Annotated in this window: 17 protein-coding genes and 1 pseudogene; 15 read left to right on the top strand and 3 right to left on the bottom strand. The window is 37.2% G+C overall.

What is annotated here, in order from left to right:
* The first annotated feature begins 1 nt into the window (after position 1).
* Complete coding sequence (locus tag ACUXEY_RS26525) at positions 2–730, top strand: pseudouridine synthase (protein ID WP_429599140.1); 729 nt, start codon at positions 2–4, stop codon at positions 728–730.
* 81 nt (positions 731–811) lie between these two features.
* Here ACUXEY_RS26525 and ACUXEY_RS26520 read toward each other — a convergent pair whose 3' ends face one another.
* The gene (locus ACUXEY_RS26520; protein WP_000805512.1) at positions 812–1,033 is read right to left on the bottom strand and encodes a DeoR family transcriptional regulator; all 222 of its coding nucleotides are present in this window, start codon (positions 1,031–1,033) and stop codon (positions 812–814) included.
* A gap of 357 nt (positions 1,034–1,390) precedes the next feature.
* On the opposite strand from ACUXEY_RS26520, the gene pepV reads away from it, so the two are divergent.
* The 4 genes from pepV to ACUXEY_RS26500 all read left to right on the top strand — a co-directional run bounded on the left by pepV (position 1,391) and on the right by ACUXEY_RS26500 (position 6,847).
* Positions 1,391–2,797 (top strand): dipeptidase PepV, encoded by a 1,407-nt coding sequence (pepV, locus tag ACUXEY_RS26515; RefSeq protein WP_461301949.1) that lies wholly within the window; start codon positions 1,391–1,393, stop codon positions 2,795–2,797.
* Between the two features lie 198 nt (positions 2,798–2,995).
* On the top strand, positions 2,996–3,541 hold the full coding sequence (gene thpR / locus ACUXEY_RS26510) for an RNA 2',3'-cyclic phosphodiesterase (RefSeq protein ID WP_461301948.1): 546 nt from the start codon (positions 2,996–2,998) through the stop codon (positions 3,539–3,541).
* 137 nt (positions 3,542–3,678) lie between these two features.
* Complete coding sequence (gene pulA, locus ACUXEY_RS26505) at positions 3,679–5,820, top strand: type I pullulanase (RefSeq protein ID WP_461301947.1); 2,142 nt, start codon at positions 3,679–3,681, stop codon at positions 5,818–5,820.
* Positions 5,821–6,049: 229 nt separating this feature from the next.
* On the top strand, positions 6,050–6,847 hold the full coding sequence (locus tag ACUXEY_RS26500) for a phosphotransferase (RefSeq protein ID WP_461301946.1): 798 nt from the start codon (positions 6,050–6,052) through the stop codon (positions 6,845–6,847).
* 3 nt (positions 6,848–6,850) lie between these two features.
* Here ACUXEY_RS26500 and ACUXEY_RS26495 read toward each other — a convergent pair whose 3' ends face one another.
* A complete protein-coding gene (locus tag ACUXEY_RS26495) occupies positions 6,851–7,129 on the bottom strand; it encodes a YtzH-like family protein (protein ID WP_016118745.1) in 279 nt (92 codons plus the stop codon).
* 233 nt (positions 7,130–7,362) lie between these two features.
* Between ACUXEY_RS26495 and trmB the strand changes: the two genes are divergently transcribed.
* On the top strand, positions 7,363–8,016 hold the full coding sequence (trmB, locus tag ACUXEY_RS26490; protein WP_216475442.1) for a tRNA (guanosine(46)-N7)-methyltransferase TrmB: 654 nt from the start codon (positions 7,363–7,365) through the stop codon (positions 8,014–8,016).
* A gap of 71 nt (positions 8,017–8,087) precedes the next feature.
* Positions 8,088–8,942, top strand: a complete 855-nt coding sequence (locus ACUXEY_RS26485; RefSeq protein ID WP_461301945.1) for a YtnP family quorum-quenching lactonase — start codon at positions 8,088–8,090, stop codon at positions 8,940–8,942.
* 235 nt (positions 8,943–9,177) lie between these two features.
* Here ACUXEY_RS26485 and ACUXEY_RS26480 read toward each other — a convergent pair whose 3' ends face one another.
* Complete coding sequence (locus tag ACUXEY_RS26480; protein WP_000118537.1) at positions 9,178–9,489, bottom strand: PepSY domain-containing protein; 312 nt, start codon at positions 9,487–9,489, stop codon at positions 9,178–9,180.
* A gap of 148 nt (positions 9,490–9,637) precedes the next feature.
* On the opposite strand from ACUXEY_RS26480, the gene ACUXEY_RS26475 reads away from it, so the two are divergent.
* The 8 genes and pseudogenes from ACUXEY_RS26475 to ACUXEY_RS26440 form a co-directional block, all read left to right on the top strand.
* Entirely contained in the window at positions 9,638–10,711 is a 1,074-nt protein-coding gene (locus ACUXEY_RS26475; RefSeq protein ID WP_048528744.1) for a M42 family metallopeptidase, read from the top strand.
* Between the two features lie 269 nt (positions 10,712–10,980).
* A complete protein-coding gene (locus ACUXEY_RS26470) occupies positions 10,981–11,490 on the top strand; it encodes a DUF84 family protein (protein WP_429599157.1) in 510 nt (169 codons plus the stop codon).
* An 83-nt stretch (positions 11,491–11,573) separates the two neighbouring features.
* Complete coding sequence (locus ACUXEY_RS26465; protein ID WP_000838193.1) at positions 11,574–11,888, top strand: thioredoxin family protein; 315 nt, start codon at positions 11,574–11,576, stop codon at positions 11,886–11,888.
* A gap of 78 nt (positions 11,889–11,966) precedes the next feature.
* Complete coding sequence (locus tag ACUXEY_RS26460; protein ID WP_000784600.1) at positions 11,967–12,779, top strand: DUF1444 domain-containing protein; 813 nt, start codon at positions 11,967–11,969, stop codon at positions 12,777–12,779.
* On the top strand, positions 12,776–13,390 hold the full coding sequence (ytpR, locus tag ACUXEY_RS26455) for a YtpR family tRNA-binding protein (RefSeq protein WP_049107758.1): 615 nt from the start codon (positions 12,776–12,778) through the stop codon (positions 13,388–13,390). Before ACUXEY_RS26460 ends, ytpR begins: the two co-directional genes overlap by 4 nt.
* 230 nt (positions 13,391–13,620) lie before the next feature.
* A complete protein-coding gene (locus ACUXEY_RS26450; RefSeq protein ID WP_063262104.1) occupies positions 13,621–13,965 on the top strand; it encodes a hypothetical protein in 345 nt (114 codons plus the stop codon).
* Positions 13,966–14,005: 40 nt separating this feature from the next.
* Positions 14,006–14,944 carry an N-acetylmuramoyl-L-alanine amidase gene (locus ACUXEY_RS26445; RefSeq protein ID WP_461301944.1) on the top strand — a complete coding sequence of 313 codons (939 nt, stop codon included), beginning with the start codon at positions 14,006–14,008 and terminating at the stop codon, positions 14,942–14,944.
* A 155-nt stretch (positions 14,945–15,099) separates the two neighbouring features.
* Positions 15,100–16,355 (top strand): annotated as a pseudogene (locus ACUXEY_RS26440) (DNA translocase FtsK); the annotation flags it as partial.

Here is a 16,355-nt window from a genome sequence, read left to right as displayed (position 1 = left end):
CGTGAGATTAGATAAATTATTAGCGAATATGGGATATGGAAGTAGAAAAGAAGTAAAGAAATTATTGAAAGACGGCGTTGTGAAAATTGATGGAACGTCAGTGAAAGATGCGAAGGTTCATGTAAATGTCGAAGAACAAGAAGTTATGATTCACGGTGAAGTTGTGGAATATAAAGAGTTTGTTTACTTAATGATGCATAAACCACAAGGTGTTATTTCAGCGACAGAAGATGATAATCATGAAACGGTAATAGATTTATTAGAGTTAGAAGATGCAATCTTTGATCCGTTCCCAGTTGGCCGACTTGATATCGATACAGAAGGTTTCTTATTGATAACAAATGACGGGAAGTTATCACACCAATTGTTATCTCCGAAAAAGCATGTGCCGAAAAAATATTATGCACACGTTGCAGGAGTAGTAACAGAAGAGGATGTAAAAGAGTTCGCTAAAGGTGTTATTTTAGATGATGGCTATGAAACAAAGCCAGGTGCACTTACAATATTAAAAAGCGATGATATTTCTGAAATCGAGCTTGTCATTACAGAAGGAAAGTTCCATCAAGTGAAGCGTATGTTTGAAGCGGTGGGGAAAAAAGTAGTCTACCTAAAGAGAACAGAGATGGGACCGTTAGTATTAGATGAAGAGCTAGAACTTGGACAATACCGAGAGCTATCAGATGAAGAAGTAGAAATGTTAAAAACATATCAAGTAGATACTGAGAAATAGTGCTGGTTTTCGGCGCAGAAAAGACCCCTTTCTAATGAGTTAGAAAGGGGTATGTATTTATTTACATACAATTATTGTTCGTTATGAGGTCATTCTCACTTTCTTTCCTGTTGTTGTCCACTTACCGCGGCAAGGGCTATACACGAGTTCATTAAACTGCAACACATTTAGATCACGTTGTATCGTTCGCGGTGTGATCCCGAACTCATCTACAAGGTCTTTCGTCGTTACCGTTCCGTTTTCATTGATGTACATATAAATTGATTTAATGCGTGTTAGCATACGAGTAGTTGTAGGTTTCAAGAGAAAACCACTCCTCTACTAGTTTTTTTGACCCCATTCAGGAAAGAAGGTCGTTACTACCATTGTACTCTACATGATAAAATTCATGCTTTAATCTACTTAAATTTTACAGAAATTTAACAAATATTCATATAGAAAAATATTGGTAGTTGACATTGTATATATGGTCAGTCAACTAACACATAAAATTCTACGTAAAACGCCAAATTCCTGCAAATTTTTTTAGAAAAATAAAAGAAAAACTAATGAGAAGTATCTGAAATATTACAATTGTTCGGTATTTGATTTTCGTGTATGGCATAAGAGATTTCGGTTTGTTATGATGAAAGAAACAATATAGTGAAGGATGGATGCGTGATGTCAGCAATTAATTGGACAGAAGAAGTTGCAAAACGAAAAGATGATTTAATTCGTGATACACAACAATTTTTACAAATTAAGAGTGTATGGGAAGAAGAGTCAGCGAAAGAGGGCGCACCATTCGGTGAAGGTGTAGAAAAAGCTTTATCTTTCATGTTACATAAAGGAGAAAATGAAGGTTTTACTTCTAAAAATTTAGAAGGATATGCAGGTCATCTTGAAATGGGACAAGGAGAAGAGTTAGTAGGTATTCTTTGTCACGTTGACGTTGTACCAGAAGGAGATGGCTGGACAACTCCTGCATATAGTGCAGATATTCGCGACGGAAAGATTTTTGCGCGTGGTGCAATTGACGATAAAGGCCCAACGATGGCAGCTTATTATGCGATGAAAATTGTGAAAGAATTAGGTTTACCTCTTTCAAAACGCGTTCGTATGATTTTAGGAACAGATGAGGAAAGCAATTGGAAATGTGTAGATCACTACTTTAAAAATGAAGAAATGCCAACAATCGGTTTTGCGCCAGACGCTGATTTTCCAATTATTAATGCAGAAAAAGGAATTTCTGATATACAAGTTGTGCAAAGTAGTAGTGAAGAGAAGAAAAGTACATATGAACTTGTTTCATTTGAATCAGGTCGCCGTTTAAATATGGTTCCTGATTTTGCAGAAGCAATTATTACAGGAGAAGATGTAAATGCACTTACAGTAGCATATGAAGCGTATTTACAAACTGCTAAAAAAATAGGTGAAGCAATTGTAGAAAGTAATACGGTGACGTTGCAAATTAAAGGGGTTTCAGCTCACGGATCTACTCCGGAGAAGGGCGAGAATGCAGGTTTATTACTGGCAAACTTCTTAACGAAAGTCGCTCTTGATGGGAAAGGGGCTTCGTTTGCAACATTTGCAACAGAAACATTTACAGGAGATATTTTAGGAGAGAAAGCTGGTATTTCTTATAAAGACGATATTAGCGGACCATTAACAGTGAATGTTGGTCGCCTTTCTTATACGAAAGAAAATGGTGGTAATTTAGGCTTAAACGTACGTTATCCAGTTACGACTAACTTTGAAGAGATGATTGCGAAGTTAAAAGAATACGTTGGTAATCATGGATTTGAAGTAGCGGATTATTCAAACTCTCGTCCGCATCATGTTGATAAAGACCACGTATTAATTCGTACGTTGCAGCGCGTATACGAAGAACAAACAGGAGAAAAAGCAGAGCTATTAGCAATCGGCGGTGGTACTTACGCACGTTCATTGAAAGCTGGCGTTGCATTTGGTCCGTTGTTCCCTGGAAAAGAAGAGCTTGCGCATCAAAAAGACGAGTACATTGAAATTGAAGACTTATTAAAAGCAACAGCAATTTACGCGCAAGCAATTCATGAATTAGCGAAGTAATAGATATATAAATAATAGGAGGCCGTCCCGATACATATTTTGGGACGGTTTTCTGTTACGTGTCGTTTGTTGTTAAGTCAAGATAAGTTCATTTATTAACGCGACCTGAACTTGGTTAGACTTGTAGGGAAATTCAATTCTTTTTCATTGAATGAGATAAGAAAGAAAAGCAACAATAGAAAGAAGGAGAAGATGTACATGGAGCCGCATTATTTTGTCGCAATTACGTTACCAAATCATATAAAAGAAGTGCTGTCTAACTATAAAGAGGAAATGCAGGAGGAATTACCATTTCGTTCGTGGGTACATAAAGAAGACTATCATATTACCCTTTCATTTTTAGGTAGTGCGACAGAGGAACAATTAGAAGGAATAAAGAATGGATTACAAACACTTATAGAAGCAAAGGAATTATCGTTTACGTTACAAGGATTTTCAACGTTCGGTATGGAAGATAGGCCGCGTATTTTTTGGTCGAAGGTAAGTGAGAATCACGATTTGTTCCAATTACAAAAGCAAGTGCACGCTATTTGTGAAGGGCATGGATTTTCTTTAGAAACGCGCCCGTATCATCCGCATATTACTGTTGCCCGTAAATGGGTAGGAGAAGGAAAATTTGATTTAGAACATATAAAGAAAGTGCCTGAAATATCATTTCAAGCGGATACGATTACTTTATACGAATCTCACGTGAAGGAAACACCGAAGTATAAAGCGATTGCTGAAATAAAATTACAAAAATAGAATGTATGAAAACGTTTTTTATACAGGTGAATATACTATAAAGAATAATGTGTTACTGTATAGAGTCTTGCTGATAAGAATAGTCTTATCATTTGCAGCTCGTTTCATTTAACTTTAAGAATGATGGTGATTTTTTTATGTTGAAAGTAAAACGTCCATTTGATGCCTATTTAGATGAAATGAATAAAATTACAATTTTGCTCCCACATGCGTATGGAACAAGCCGGACATTTCGTTTGCAAGAAGGAAGTAACGTGAAAGATTTACCGATTGCTCATACGATTGCGCTTCCGGATGCAACGAAGTATGAGTGCTTTATAGAAGAGCCGCTAGATGTGGGGAAGTATTATACAGTACGAGATGAACGGAATGAAGAAACAGATTTACAAATAGGTGCTGTCATAAGAACAGCGATTTTTGATGAAAAGTATTATTACGAGGGTACTGATTTAGGTGCTGTGTATCAAAAGGAAGCAACTATATTTAAAGTATGGGCTCCAACTGCGAGACTTGCAAAAGTAAGAATTTATAAAAGTGATAAAGAATATATCGATCATGAAATGTATAGAGGAGAAAATGGAGTTTGGACTCATACATTACAGGGCGATTTAGCCGGAGAAAAGTATACATTTCTTGTTTGTATTAATTTAATATGGAATGAAGCGGTGGATCCTTACGCAAAGTCAGTAACTGTAAATGGGAAGTATGGCATTGTTATCGATTTAGAAAAGACAACTGTAACAAAGGGGGAGCAATTACCACCATTACAAGCAATGACAGATGCCATATTGTATGAACTGCATATTCGTGATGCTACTATTCATCCGAATAGTGGAGTAAGTAAAAAAGGAACGTATAAAGGGCTAATGGAAGAAGGAACAACAGGGCGAAATGGGACGTTGACAGGTTTGTCTCATATAAAAGATTTAGGTGTTACACATGTTGAATTATTACCTTTATATTGTTTCGGTGGTGTAGATGAGGCGAATCCTTCCTCTGCCTATAATTGGGGGTACAATCCATTATATTACAATGCGCCAACCGGATATTATGCTACAAATCCCTCTGACCCGTATAACAGGATAGTAGAGTGTAAACAGTTAATTGAAACGTTTCATGAACACGGCATTAGAGTAATTATAGATGTTGTATATAATCATGTTTATGAAAGAGAGATATCATCATTTGAAAAGCTTGTCCCAGGATATTATTTTCGTCATGGTGAAAATGGTATGCCTTCTAATGGGACGGGAGTCGGGAACGATATAGCATCTGAACGAAAAATGATGAGGAAATTCATTGTAGAGTCCATTTTATATTGGCTTACTGAATACAATGTTGATGGATTCCGATTCGACTTAATGGGGATTTTAGATGTTGATACAATGAACATAATAGAAAAAGAAGTGCGAAACATAAAACGAGATGCATTGCTATTAGGAGAAGGATGGGATCTACAAACACCACTTCCAGCTGAAGAAAAAGCAACGCTAAATAATGCGAAGAAAATGCCGCATATTGCGCAATTTAATGATCAATTTCGTGATGGGATAAAAGGGAGTACCTTTCATATAAATAAGCGCGGTTTTGCATTTGGTGGGCATGTAGACTGTAATCATTTGCAGTATATAGCATCAGGAAGCTTGTTAAGTATGAAAGAAACAGGTTTGTTTCTAGAGCCTGTACAAAGCATTAATTATGTAGAATGTCATGACAATATGACGATGTGGGATAAATTAATACGCAGCAATGAAGAGTCGGAAGAGATTTTGAAAAAACGTCATCTGCTAGCGAGCGCAATGGTCATTCTGTCGCAAGGTATTCCTTTCTTACATGCTGGGCAAGAGTTTTATCGTACGAAGCAAGGAAATGAAAATAGTTATAATGCAGACGATGAAATTAATCAATTAGATTGGGATCGAAAAGAGAAAGAGATAGAGACCGTTAACTATATAAAAGGTTTAATTGCGATTCGTAAAGAGCACGGAGTATTTCGATTACAAAATGCAGACCTCATAAAAAAGCACACGACTTTTTTGCAAACATCTCCAGAAGTACTTGCATACCACCTAGAGCATGCAGAATCGCTTGGACCGTGGAAAGAGATTGTCGTTTTATTTAATAGTGGTTTAGAAGTTAAAACGGTGCAACTTCCGAAAGAAGAAACGTGGCATGTGTTAGTAAACGAAAAGCAAGCGAAAATAGAGCCAATTTCTTCATTTAGAGGAAAGGAACTTAGGCTCGCTCCAATTAGCACGTATATATTGACGATAATGTGACAAATCGCTACTTGACGATGAGAATGTAATAAATGTAGAATTGACAAAGGTGACGATTTTGATAAGTTGTCATTCTATGACTGGTTTTGTAAAATAAAATAGAGAGTTTTTGGCTTATGCCAAAATTTCTTTTCATTTACAGTAAAATATATATGAATCCACAACATGTGTAGAAATGTTGCGGTTTTTCTTTTCATAACTATAAAAGATAAGGATTTGTTAACGGGTAATGAATATGGAATGGTTGGAACAATTATTAGGAAAAGAGTGGAGTCTTGTACCGGCTGGTGGAGTAACGGGCGATGCATATATTGCGCAAAACGGACAACAAAAGTTATTTTTAAAGCGGAATACATCGCCCTTTTTAGCGGTATTGTCAGCAGAAGGAATTGTTCCAAAATTACTTTGGACAAGAAGGGTAACGAACGGTGATGTAATTTCTGCTCAAAAATGGCTTCCGGGACAGAAGCTAGAGCCAGAGGATATGAAACTAGAACGTGTTGCGAAACTTTTGAAGAAAATACACTCCTCTAAAGCACTTGTACAGATGATTCAAAGACTTGGGAAGCAGCCGCTTCACGCACAAGAGTTATTACAACAATTGCAACTCGTTTTAAGAGGAGATATAAGGGATGATAAAACAATTCAGCAAGGCCTTCAATACTTAACGGGTTCATTAAAAGATATTGAATACAATGAATTCGTTGTATGCCATTGTGATGTAAACCATAACAACTGGCTATTGTCGGATGAAGATGAGTTGTTTTTAATTGATTGGGATGGAGCTGTAATTGCTGACCCAGCTCTAGACCTTGGTATGTTATTATATTGGTACATTCCGCGCCACGAATGGAGTGAGTGGCTCGGTTATTATGATATTGAAATGGATGAATCGCTGCTTAGGCGTATGAGATGGTATGTAATAGCACAAACGATTTTGTCTATTCAATGGCATACAACAAAAAAGCAGCAAGCAGAAGCTGAATATTGGCATCAATATTTACAGCAACTACTTGCTTCAGAGTAATATTTAAGAAAAATTGTCCATTCCAGCAATCCACTGTGTAAGTTGTTCTTGATTATTGGAAATGTGGTTGTCCAAATTAGAGGAAGATTTACCCGATTGACTATAAGAATATACATCGTTTAGCATTGCTTTAGCGTCACTACTTACATTATCGTTTGCGAGTAACGATTGAATGAGACGCTCTAATTGCTCGCATTCAGAAACTGTCCCGCAACAATCACTTTGGTGATTGACTAAAATATCTTTCAGCACTTCTAATTGATGTTGTTGATTAATTGGCATGAACGGATCATCCTTTCGATTGTTTTTCTCTTTCTAGAAATGTAAGAGAAAAAGCTGTTTCGTCATGGAATGTTTAATGCTGTATGTAGTTTTTATCAAAATGGTACATCTTATACTTGAAAGAAACGGACCGAGTGCTCGTACGTACTTGGTTTTTTGTTTGGTAGATTGATTAAAAACAGAAAGAAGGAATTATTCCTTTAAAATAGCTATGTAAAGAGAGGGAGACATCTATGCGTTTAAGACATAAACCATATGCAATGGATCGAATTAATGAGTATTCACATATCGTAATCGGAAACCCAGAGGAGCGCGCTGGTAACTGGAAAGAAGTATTTGGAAATGAACAACCAATTCATATTGAAGTAGGTACAGGTCGTGGCCGCTTTATGTATGATATGGCAAAAGCGAATCCTCATATTAATTATATTGGAATTGAAAAATTCACAAGTGTTGTTGTAGATGCACTGGATAAATTAATTGAAGAAGAATTACCGAACTTAAAGTTAATTAATAAAGATGCTGAAGATTTAACAGTTTTCTTTACAAAAGGTGAGATTGATCGCGTTTATTTAAACTTCTCAGATCCATGGCCAAAGAAACGTCATACGAAGCGTCGTTTAACGTATAAAACATTTTTACGCAATTATGAAGAAGTGTTAGTAGAAGGCGGAGAAATTCATTTCAAAACAGATAACCAAGGTTTATTTGAATACTCTCTAATGAGTATGGCTGAGTATGGTATGTTATTAACTTACCTTAGCCTAGATCTTCATAATAGTGATTATGAAGGAAACATTATGACGGAATACGAAGAGAAATTCTCTAGTAAAGGTCATCGTATTTACCGAGTGGAAGCGAAATATCGTACAGAGCCTATGCAGTAAAGCATAGGTTTTTTTTAAAACTAAAATAATCAGAATTTTGTGTTAGTATTGAAAGAAAAGGGGGATGAAAAATGGAACAGTTACAAATTGGAGATATAAAAGTAACGTGGCTAAAAGGCGGGAACACACATTTAGACGGGGGAGCGATGTTTGGCGTTGTACCGAAAGTGCTTTGGTCACGTAAATATAAACATAATGATACAAATCATATTTATTTACGAACAGATCCGTTACTGTTGCAAACGAAAGATGGCAATATGCTCATTGATTCCGGAATAGGAAACGGTAAATTGAATGAGAAGATGAAGCGAAATCAAGGTGTAACAGAAGAATCATCGGTTTACGGATCATTAGAAAAACTAGGATTAAAACCTGAAGATATCCACTACGTTTTAATGACGCACCTTCATTTTGATCATGCATCTGGTTTAACAAAGTGGGAAGGTAATCACCTTGTACCAGCTTTTCCAAATGCGAAAGTTTACGTAAGCGAAATAGAGTGGAATGAAATGAGGAATCCAAATATTAGATCACGCAATACATATTGGAAGGAAAATTGGGAGCCGATTGTAGATCAAGTTGTTACATTCCAGCAAGAAATAGAAATTACAGATGAAATAAAAATGGCCCATACAGGCGGTCATAGTGATGGACATGCAGTTATTGCTTTAGAAAGCAGAGGAGAAACGATGCTTCATTTAGCAGACCTATTGCCGACGCACGCACATCAAAATGTACTATGGGTAATGGCATACGATGATTATCCAATGAAATCGATTGAAAATAAGCAAAAATGGATGAAGTACGGCGCTGAAAACGATGCTTGGTTTACGTTTTATCATGACGCGTACTACCGTGCAGTAAAGTGGAATGAGGAAGGGCATATTGTAGAAAAGATAGAGAGAAAAACGGGTATAGAAGCATGAAAATGGGAGGGTGTTCCAGCAGTCTGTTGGGGTAGCCTCCTTTTTGGTGTCATTTTTTGTCGGTAAGTCGATATATTTGAAAAACCGCTGATATAAACTGAGTTGCGCCGATAAATTTAGAAAATCGCTGATATAAATTGAGTTGCGCTGATATATTCGAAAAATCGCCGATATCATTTCAATTACTATCCACAATAAAAAAAATAAGAGGTTCACCTAATGGGAACCCTCCTTTTTATGCTGCTATAACCTCTAAAACAGTACCTGTTTTAGCATCAACTAAAAATTCAAATCGTTCTTGTATATCATCTAACATCGTTGTAAGACCGCCGCGATAAACTTCGTACGCGACATCATATTTTTCAAATGTCTCTGGAACCATATGTACCCAAGAGCCAGTAATTTCACCTTTATGACTTAATGCTTGTTTCACCATTTTCAATGCTTTTTCTGAAGAAATATGGGATTGTTCTTGTACTTTGTTTGCAACGAAATAACCAGCTGCGAAACCAACGCCAAGACCTGCTACTAAACCTTTCCAGCTCATATCTTCACCTCAATTCTATAAAATAAAAATAGTGTACCGATAATAATTATAAAGCAAATACAGCTAAAAAAGAAGAAACTAGAAACATTTCGAAAATTTCGTTACAATAAAAGAGGTATTCTACTAAGGTTTGAAAGAAGGGGACTTCGTGAATAAAGAGACATTACAATTATTTCGTACGTTAACAGAATTACAAGGTGCATCAGGTTTTGAGCATGATGTACGCCGTTTTATGAAGCAAGAATTAAGCAAATATGCGGATGAAATTGTACAAGACGGTTTAGGTAGCGTATTTGGTCTGAAAAAAGGGGACGAAACTGGCCCACGTGTTCTTGTAGCAGGTCATATGGATGAAGTAGGTTTCATGGTTACGCAAATTACGAAAAACGGAATGCTTCGTTTTCAAACGTTAGGCGGCTGGTGGAGCCAAGTACTATTAGCGCAACGTGTACAAGTTATGACGAAGAATGGTCCTGTTGTTGGGGTTGTTGGTTCTATTCCTCCTCATTTATTAAGTGACGCGCAACGTGCAAAACCGATGGATATAAAAAATATGTTAATTGATATAGGTGCAGATAGCTATGAAGATGCGATTGAAATTGGTGTGAAACCAGGACAACAAATCGTGCCAATCTGCCCGTTTACGCCGATGGCAAACGAAAAGAAAATTATGGCGAAAGCTTGGGACAACCGTTACGGATGTGGTCTTGCAATCGAATTACTAAAAGAATTAAAAGACGAAACATTACCAAACACGTTATATTCTGGTGCGACTGTACAAGAAGAAGTAGGTCTTCGCGGTGCACAAACTGCTGCAAATATGATTCAACCAGACATTTTCTATGCGCTTGATGCAAGTCCAGCGAACGATGCATCTGGTGACAAAACGCAGTTCGGTCAATTAGGAAAAGGTGCTCTTCTTCGTATTTATGATCGCACGATGGTAACGCATAGAGGAATGCGCGAATTCATTTTAGATACAGCAGAAACACACAACATTCCGTACCAATACTTTATTTCACAAGGTGGTACAGATGCGGGCCGTGTACATACAAGTAACTCTGGTATCCCATCAGCAGTAATTGGTGTTTGCGCACGCTACATTCATACGCATGCTTCTATTTTACATGTTGATGATTATGCGGCAGCGAAAGAGTTAATTACGAAGCTTGTAAGAGCAACGGACAAAACGACGTTAGAGACAATTAAGAATAACGCATAGAGAAGAAGGGCTGAAGAGCCTTTCTTTTTTTGGCTTGAATAGATGACCCATCCATGTGTGGGAGCGGTCAGTACCTAATTGGTGCTCGCATGATGTATTAAGACCCTGGATAGGAAAAGAGAGGAAGGCTGTTTTTGTGTTCGAGGACGGTAATGGTGAGGAAATCCACCTTCTTTTTTAGGTTGAATAGGTGCCACGGTGATGTATGGTAGTGATTGATGTTTAATTTAAGTAGAACGAAATGATAAATTTTTATAGAGGTGGACGAAATGAAAGTAGTAGTTGGATCGAAGAATAAAACGAAAGTTGGAGCTGTGGAGAAGGTTTGGAAAGATGCTGAAATTACATCTCTTTCTGTTCCTTCAGGAGTAGCGAACCAGCCTTTTTCAGATGAAGAGACGATGCAAGGAGCGGTTAATAGAGCGAAGCGAGCGCTGCAAGAAGGAGAAGCTCAAATTGGTATTGGATTAGAAGGCGGCGTAATGAAAACGGAGCACGGTTTATTTATGTGTAACTGGGGCGCGCTAGCAACAAGTGACGGTAAAACATTCGTTGCAGGCGGGGCGCGCATTAAATTACCAGATGATTTTTTAGCGCCTCTTGAAGATGGCAAGGAGTTAAGTGAAGTGATGGAAGAGTTTGTACAGAGAAAAGATATTCGTAGTCACGAAGGTGCGATCGGTATTTTTACGGATGATTATGTCGACCGTACGGAATTATTTGTACACGTTGTTAAGTTACTTGTTGGGCAATATAAGTATGACGAAAAGCAAGCATAAACCTTGCACCGTGCGCGATGTATGGTAGTATAAAAGAAAGATTATAACATGAAAAAATGCACTCGTTAGAGGAGGAAATATAGATGAAATCATTAGAAAGCATGGAGCAATTCCAACAATTAAAAAATGAAGAGAATGTAGTCTTTATGTTCTCAGCAGAATGGTGTCCAGACTGCCGTTTTGTAGATCCATTTATGCCGGAAGTAGAAGAGAAATATAGTGATTTTTCATTTTACTATGTAGATCGTGATGAGTTTATTGATCTATGCGTGAAATTAGACGTATTTGGCATTCCGAGCTTTGTAGCGTACAATAAAGGTGAAGAAACAGGTCGCTATGTAAACAAAGATCGTAAAACACAAGAACAAATCGAAGAGTTTATTGAAGGTTTAAAATAAGGCAATTTGCCAATTGAATTGTAAAACAACCTCTACCTTCGCGGGGGAGGTTATTTTTTTGGAAGGGAGGAAAAAGAGATGAAGATGACAAGTAAAAAGATGAAAGACGAGTTAATGAAGAAATTATCTCGCCCGGAATGGGACTTTCAATATGATAGCGAGAAAGAAGTTCTACGTATAGAACAGAAAGACTCGAAAAAAGGTATTAACGTATCGCTTCCAGGAGTTGTGGCAAAATGGGAAGTGAATAAAGAAAAGGCGATTGAAGAGGTTGCTTATTACGTACAAGAAGCGTTAATTGCGATGCATAAAGAAGAAAATAGTGCGGCGAAGATTTTACCTGTTATTCGCTCTACTTCTTTCCCGAAACAAGCAGAAGAAGGAAATCCGTTCATTATGACGGATCATACGGCGGAAACACGTATTTACTACGCGTTAGATTCGAATAAAACGTATCGATTAATTGATGAACGTCTATTACAAAAATTAGAACTTACAGAGCAACAAGTGCGTGAAATGGCATTATTCAACGCGCGCTCATTAGGTTATGAATTTAAACAAGACACAGTAGCAGGGAATACATTCTACTTTTTAAACACAAATGATGGGTATGATGCGACGCGTATTTTAAACGAATCGTTATTACAATCGATGCGTGAAAAGATTTCTGGGGATATGGTTGTTGCTGTTCCTCACCAAGATGTATTAATTATTGCTGATATCGTCAACGAAATCGGTTATGATATTATTGCACAAATGACAATGAAATTTTTTGCCGAAGGGCATGTTCCGATTACATCACTTTCATTCGTATATGAAGATGGGGACTTTGAACCAATCTTTATTTTAGCGAAGAATCGGAAGAAGACAGATGGAAAAGAGAAAGGATGAACGAAGTGAACGTTTTTTACAACCTTGAAGGAATTGGTGACACTCTAATTGTTGCCTTACAAGATATTACTTTAGAGAACCGTACTTTTGATCGCAAAGGAGATGTTGCACGCGTATATGACCGTGAAAGCAACGAAACAGCAGGATTCAACATCTTTAATGCATCTTCTTACTTAGAAGTAAAAGAAACAGGTAACCTAACATTAACGAAAGAACTTGTAGAAAAAATCAACGGAATTTTAGCGAAGAACGGCTTTGAAGAAACAGTAGAAGCAGATCTTTCTCCAAAATTTGTTGTAGGCTATGTAGCTGAAAAAGAGAAGCATCCAAATGCTGATAAGTTAAACATTTGTAAAGTAGAAATCGGCACAGAAACATTACAAATCGTATGTGGCGCACCAAACGTTGATGCAGGACAAAAAGTTGTCGTTGCAAAAATCGGCGCTGTAATGCCAAGCGGTATGTTAATTAAACCAGCCGAACTTCGCGGTGTTCCTTCTTCTGGAATGATTTGCTCAGCACGTGAATTAGAGCTTCCAGATGCTCCACAAGAAAAAGGTATTCTTGTATTAGAAGATAGCTTTGAAGTTGGACAAGAGTTTAAATTTTAATTGATATAAGAAAAGAGAGGTTGTCCTTTTGGACAGCCTCTCTTTTCATTATTTTTACTTTGCGCCGGGGAATTTATATTTTCTATTGAATCGTTGATATATTATGAGTTGTGACAGATATATTCAAAAAATCGTTCATATTATAAGGATGTCACCTTTTTTCACAAAATCTATATTGTATTTCATAAACAATATAGTTAAAATTTAGAAAAAAAGAAGGAGATAGACGTATGAAACAACAACTAAAAATCGCAGAACTTCTGAAACGAATTGAAACTTCAAAACAACAAGATATCGAGTTAGGTTCTTATGAAATATATTTGTTTAGTGAAAATGAATTAGAAAAAGGACAAATCGGTTATCGATATGATAAACATAAAAATTCATTAATAAGTGAAGAACATGGAAAATGGAAAGAGGAATGGATTGTTATCGGTTATGAAACAGATATGGGGGATCCGGTTTTCGTAAATGTGGCTGATGGTGCTTATCTAGTTTATACTGCAGAGCGTGGTACAGAGACGTGGCAACCTGTTCACATTGGAAATATGGATGAGATTATAAAACAATTATAAGAAAAACTTTGAGACCGGTGCAAAGTGATGGGAGAAAAATATGAAGTATATAAAAATAATGAGCATGATTGCATTTATTGGCATATATATGGGAGGTTGTTCGCAAGAAGAGCCGAAACAAGAAGTAACATCTTCTATAAAGGAAGAAATCAAAGATAACAAGGAAGACGCACCGGTAGAAAAGCAGCAAGAAGAACCGCAAGCAGTTCAAACGAATGAGCAAGTGGAGCAGAAGCAGGAGGAAGTGCCGGCCGAAGAAAAGAAAGAGGAAGCTACGCCAGTGCAGCCAGCCGAGCAACCACTGCAAAATAATGAACCAAAAGTAGAGAGTAATGAAAAACAAGGAAAGTTTCTCGTTGTTATTGATCCGGGCCATCAACAAAAAGCGAATTTAAATTTAGAGCCGATTGGGCCAGGGGCGACGACGCAAAAATATAAAGTGACAGATGGTACAACTGGTGTTGTAACGAAAAAAAGAGAGGCTGTTCTCGTATTGGAAATGGCTTTCGTATTAAAAGAAAAGTTAGAAGCAAAGGGAATGCAAGTATTAATGACAAGAACGTCACAAGATGTTGATATAAGTAATAAAGAACGTGCGACATTGGCGAATGATCATAAGGCGAATTTATTTTTACGTCTTCATGCAGATGGTTCTGAAAATCCGAATCAAAGTGGATTTGCTGTATTGACACCGGCTGAAGGAAGTCCGTATACGAAAGCGATTTATGCGGAAAGCCTTCAAATCTCTCAAACGATCGTAAATAAAATGAGAGAGAATCAGCAAGTGAAGGTAAATGGAATTAAATTTAGGGATGACCTTTCAGGGTTTAATTGGTCCAAAGTACCTGGCGTACTATTAGAACTTGGATTTATGTCAAACCCTGAAGAGGATAAAAAACTATCTGACCCACAGTATGTAAATTCTTTATTGCAAAGTGTAACGGATAGTGTAGATGAATATCGGAAGAGTAAAGCTTAAGCGCAGTCTTACATGTAAGGGTGCGTTTTTCTATATGAAAACAGTAGTAAATTAGAATATTATGGATAAATATGACATGCTTAATTTTACCTGCACTTTTTGCCGAATGCTGATACAATAAAGGATGTTACTATTTAGTAGAAAGAGTGGTAAGCATGTTAGATTGGATGAAAAAGCTGTTTAACAAAGAGGAAGAACAAACAGCGATGAATAAAGAAGTACCAAAGCAAGTTGAAAGTCAGCCGAAAATTCCTCGTGTAAACCACTACACTGAAGCAAGAGAAGCACAAATGGCAAGTAGGAATGCAGGTAAATGCCGTTTTCCATTAGTACCAGATAATGGGTTCGATCAAGAAGATGTTATAGAAACAGGGCATTTTGAAGAACAACCTGTTCAAGCTGTAACGTATGAAGAGCAGCCTATTCAAAGAGGAATCAAAGTGGAAAGAAGTAGACGACAGTATGTGGAGAAGGTAGTTTCTACATACGAAGAGCCGGAAATGCAATATGAACCAGAACGAGAGCCTGTCGTAAAGAAAGCATCTGCACCTACGCAAGAAAGTAACCGTAGACCATTTCGTCCAACAGAAATGATTTCGCCAATTTACGGATATAATCGTCCTTCAGTAGAGAAAAAGGAAGAAAAGCAGGAGGAAGAAAAGGCAAGAGAAGACCTTGAAATATCTGTAGAGGGCAAACCAGTTGTTGATGCATGGTTAGAGAAAAAAGGATATACATTATCTGATTTCTCACAAGGACAAGCAACGAATTCTTCCAGTCATGAAGGTGTTGATCAGCGAGATCAACAAAGTAAAAAGGAAGAAAAGTCAGTTGTCGATCAATGGCTAGAGAAAAACGGTTATGAAATTGAACGCCAAGAACCTATAGTAGAAGAAAAAGAAGTGGTTCAAGAAATTAGTGCACCGCAGGAAGTTCCAGCGGCTGAATTACTTCATGAAACAATTGCTGAGCGTATGGAAGATGCTAAGCAAGATAGTGACGTAGTGGAAAAAAACACTCTACAAGCGGAATTAGTAGATTCTAAAGTAGAGCACGAGGATACAATATTATCAGAAGAAATTAAACGTAATACAGAAATAGAACAACCTACTATCGAAGTAGAAAAGCAAGCACCAGAAGAATCAGTGATTGTCAAAGCAGAAGAAAAACTGGAAGAAACAATCATTGTGGAAATACCAGAAGAAGTGGAAGTAATTACGGAAGCAGAAGAGCGAGAAGAAGTGGAAGTAATTGCAGAAACAGAAGAGCGAGAAGAAGTGGAAGTAATTGCAGAAACAGAAGAGCGAGAAGAAGTAGAAGTAATTGCAGAAACAGAAGAGCGAGAAGAAGTGGAAGTAATTGCAGAAACAGAAGAGCGAGAAGAAGTGGAAGTAATTGCAGAAACAGAAGA

Source organism: Bacillus sp. F9_6S_D1_P_5, from assembly GCF_054823925.1.
Note: the sequence above shows the minus strand (reverse complement) of the source record. Positions and strands in the feature narration are given on the sequence as shown.

Excerpts from the sequence above, each read along its gene's own strand:
- ACUXEY_RS26445 (WP_461301944.1), top strand. The coding sequence starts at position 14,006 with ATGAAGTATATAAAAATAATGAGCATGATTGCATTTATTGGCATATAT.
- ACUXEY_RS26450 (WP_063262104.1), top strand. The coding sequence starts at position 13,621 with ATGAAACAACAACTAAAAATCGCAGAACTTCTGAAACGAATTGAAACT.
- ytpR (WP_049107758.1), top strand. The coding sequence starts at position 12,776 with ATGAACGAAGTGAACGTTTTTTACAACCTTGAAGGAATTGGTGACACT.
- ACUXEY_RS26470 (WP_429599157.1), top strand. The coding sequence starts at position 10,981 with ATGAAAGTAGTAGTTGGATCGAAGAATAAAACGAAAGTTGGAGCTGTG.
- ACUXEY_RS26495 (WP_016118745.1), bottom strand. The coding sequence starts at position 7,129 with ATGCCAATTAATCAACAACATCAATTAGAAGTGCTGAAAGATATTTTA.
- ACUXEY_RS26465 (WP_000838193.1), top strand. The coding sequence starts at position 11,574 with ATGAAATCATTAGAAAGCATGGAGCAATTCCAACAATTAAAAAATGAA.
- pepV (WP_461301949.1), top strand. The coding sequence starts at position 1,391 with ATGTCAGCAATTAATTGGACAGAAGAAGTTGCAAAACGAAAAGATGAT.
- trmB (WP_216475442.1), top strand. The coding sequence starts at position 7,363 with ATGCGTTTAAGACATAAACCATATGCAATGGATCGAATTAATGAGTAT.
- ACUXEY_RS26485 (WP_461301945.1), top strand. The coding sequence starts at position 8,088 with ATGGAACAGTTACAAATTGGAGATATAAAAGTAACGTGGCTAAAAGGC.
- ACUXEY_RS26480 (WP_000118537.1), bottom strand. The coding sequence starts at position 9,489 with ATGAGCTGGAAAGGTTTAGTAGCAGGTCTTGGCGTTGGTTTCGCAGCT.
- ACUXEY_RS26460 (WP_000784600.1), top strand. The coding sequence starts at position 11,967 with ATGAAGATGACAAGTAAAAAGATGAAAGACGAGTTAATGAAGAAATTA.
- ACUXEY_RS26500 (WP_461301946.1), top strand. The coding sequence starts at position 6,050 with ATGAATATGGAATGGTTGGAACAATTATTAGGAAAAGAGTGGAGTCTT.
- pulA (WP_461301947.1), top strand. The coding sequence starts at position 3,679 with ATGTTGAAAGTAAAACGTCCATTTGATGCCTATTTAGATGAAATGAAT.
- thpR (WP_461301948.1), top strand. The coding sequence starts at position 2,996 with ATGGAGCCGCATTATTTTGTCGCAATTACGTTACCAAATCATATAAAA.